Genomic DNA, 2,889 nt, shown 5'->3' with positions numbered 1-2,889 from the left:
ATTGACGTCGATTTCCATTTCGACCGGGCGCATCTCGTCTTGCGCGCGGCCGGATGCCCTGACGCTCACAGGAACCTCTCCGCGGCGCCTCCGGGCCTGTCGCCCCTCGCGCCGCCGACCATCGATTTCAGAGAACGGCTTTGCCCATCACCGCCCGGAAGAATGCACCACGGGCGGCGGGCGGACAAACGGGCGGGGAGCGGACCTCGATCGATGTCTTCCGCGTCACTCCGCCGCGACGTTGACCGAGTCGACGCGCAGATACAAGTCCTCGATCGAGGCGGCGCGCGTGCGGAACTGGGACCTCGCGTGGACCCGGCCGCGCGGGCTGGATGTGTCGAGGCGCACGCCGGGATCGTAGTAGACGGCGCCGGAGGCGAGGCCGCCGAGGAAGCGCGCGACGTCGGTTCGTTCGGCGAGGCGGATCGTGGCGCCGTAGCGGTAGGAACGCGGCGAGGGGTGCGAGATCGAGGGGACGTAGACGGCGCGCGCGTGCTTGCGCTTCCAGTGGTCGAGCAGCGAGGCGAACCCCCACGAGGCGGCGAGCTCGTCGTCGTCGGTCCTGAGTTCGACCGCGCCCGCGGCGTCGGTGATCTTGCCCGCCGCCGCGTCGAAGCCGCGCACGCGCAACGTAAGACCGGTCCTGTCCTGCCGCGCGCCGCAGCGATGGTTGCCGCAGAAGTAGAGGACCGCTTCGCACTTCGCTTCGGGGCGGCCGAAGCGGCGCACGAAGTCCGCGGCGCCGATCTCGCGGTAGAGGCCGCCGGTCGGCTCCGGCGTCATCAGCGTGATTACGCCGGTCTGCGGCTTCTCCAAGTCGCGCACCGCGTACTGCTTCACTTCCCAGTCCTCGAAGTCCGGCTCGGCGCGGCCGTTGGGCAGGACGCCGAGCTCCGCCTCCAGCGTGTAGCCGCCGCAGTTGGGCGCTTCGCAAGGGCCGAGCTCGCCGCTGCCGAGGAGGCGCTTCGAGCGGATCCAGCCGAGGCCGCTGATGCGGCGAAGCTCGGCGACGAGCCGGTCGCGCGAGGTCGCGCCGGCCGCCGCGAGGAGCGGGACGTAGAGGAAGACGCCGGTCTCCTCGGGGCGGCCGAGCGCGGCGAACTCGCGCGCGATCGGCGTGTCGGGCTCGACGGCGTAGGCGTAGATCCGCGTCGTTCCGTCGATGGCGAGGAAGAGCAGCCGCCCTTCGCGGCGCGAGGTCAGCGTGGCGCTCGGGGCGGTCCGGCAGCGCAGGAGAAAGCCGGACATGCGGACTTCGGGGTACTGCGGGTACAGGATCAACTGCGCGGTCGGCGCGGCCTCGGGCGCGCCTTCGGGGCCGAGCCACCAGAGGTCGAGTCCCGCCTTGAATCGGGTGCGGCCGTTCTCGCCGGATTCGGCGACGATCGGCGCCGTCGGGAGCATGTTGACCGCCGAGAGGTCGGGACCGAGGTAGATCTGGTTCTTCGAGTTGTCGTTCGGCGAGAGCGGCTTGCAGAGCACGGTCCGCGCGCCGAGGTCTTGGAACGCCCGCAGCAGCCGCGCGAGCGAGTCGTCGATCGCCATGAGGCCAAGTCCCCCCGCGCCGGGCGGGTGGCGTCCGGCGCAGCGGAACCAAGTTGCCACAGATTTAGGGAAGCGGCGCTGCGCTGATTGCAGCGGCGGGAGGCCGGGGCGCGATTCGGGGCCCGGGCGGTGTGGACGGTGGGACGGACCGCTGCCAAAATGGCAAAAAGATTCCCAGCAGAGGCGAAAGATGGGCGAGAAAAACGAATTCAGCGCCTTGCGGGAGCGGGCGGGGCTCAGCGTCGAGAAGGCCGCCGAACTGCTCGGCTACGGCGTGCGCACAATCTACCGCTGGGATCGCGGCGAGGCCGCCCCGCGCCCGGCGGCGCTCGACGCGCTGCGCGGAGCTGGGGGCGGTGTTCCGTATCAAGCCGCGTCGGGGCGCTTCACGTTCGTCGACCTCTTCGCCGGCATCGGCGGGATGCGCCTCGCCTTCGAAGCGGCGGGCGGGCGCTGCGTCGCGACCTGCGAGTGGAACAAATACGCGCGGCAAACCTACGCCGCGAATCTCGACGTCTCGGACCACCCGTTTCCGGGGGACATCCGGCAGGTCGCGGAGGACGACATTCCGCCGCACGACATCCTCGTCGGCGGCTTCCCCTGCCAGCCGTTCTCGATCGCCGGCGTGAGCAAGAAGAACTCGCTCGGCCGCGCGCACGGTTTCGCGTGCGAAGCGCAGGGAACGCTCTTCTTCGATCTCGCGCGGATCATCGCGCACCGTCGGCCGAAGGCGTTCCTGCTGGAGAACGTGAAGAACCTCGTCGCCCACGACCGCGGCCGCACGTTCCGCGTGATCCTGGACACCCTGCAGTACGAGCTCGGCTACCACGTCGAGTGGTCGGTCCTGGACGCGAAGCCGTACGTGCCGCAGCACCGCGAGCGGACGTTCATCGTCGGTTTCGCCGAAGACGCCGGCTTCCGCTTCCGCGACATTCAGATCCCGCCGGCGGAGAAGTGGCCCACGCTGCGCACGATCCTCCATCCGGAAGACGGCGGGGAGGAGGCGGAGCCCCCGTACACGCAAGGGCCGAAGGCGAAGGTCGATCCGCGCTACACGTTGACGCCGCACCTCTGGGAGTACCTGCAGGCCTACGCCGCGAAGCACCGCGCCGCGGGGAACGGGTTCGGCTTCGGGCTGGTCGGGCGGGACGACACGGCGCGCACGCTCTCCGCGCGCTACTACAAGGACGGCTCGGAGATCCTCGTCAAGCAGCGCGGCAAGAAGGCGCCGCGACGGCTCACGCCGCGCGAGTGCGCGCGGCTGATGGGCTTCGACGCCCCCGGCGGAAAGCGGTTCGAGATCCCTGTTTCCGACACGCAGGCCTACAAGCAGTTCGGCAACGC

At 70.3% G+C, this 2,889-nt stretch carries 2 protein-coding genes; one reads left to right on the top strand and one right to left on the bottom strand.

Annotation, left to right across the window (positions count from 1 at the left end):
- Positions 1-225: 225 nt before the first annotated feature.
- Positions 226-1,545 (bottom strand): MvaI/BcnI restriction endonuclease family protein, encoded by a 1,320-nt coding sequence (locus LLG88_04440; GenBank protein ID MCE5246155.1) that lies wholly within the window; start codon positions 1,543-1,545, stop codon positions 226-228.
- Positions 1,546-1,735: 190 nt separating this feature from the next.
- On the opposite strand from LLG88_04440, the gene dcm reads away from it, so the two are divergent.
- On the top strand, positions 1,736-2,889 hold a 1,154-nt coding region (gene dcm / locus LLG88_04435; protein MCE5246154.1), incomplete at its 3' end, for a DNA (cytosine-5-)-methyltransferase.

The sequence above is a fragment of the bacterium genome (assembly GCA_021372775.1).
In the GTDB taxonomy this organism is placed as follows: domain Bacteria; phylum Acidobacteriota; class Polarisedimenticolia; order J045; family J045; genus JAJFTU01.
This window is presented reverse-complemented; position numbering and strand designations above follow the sequence as displayed.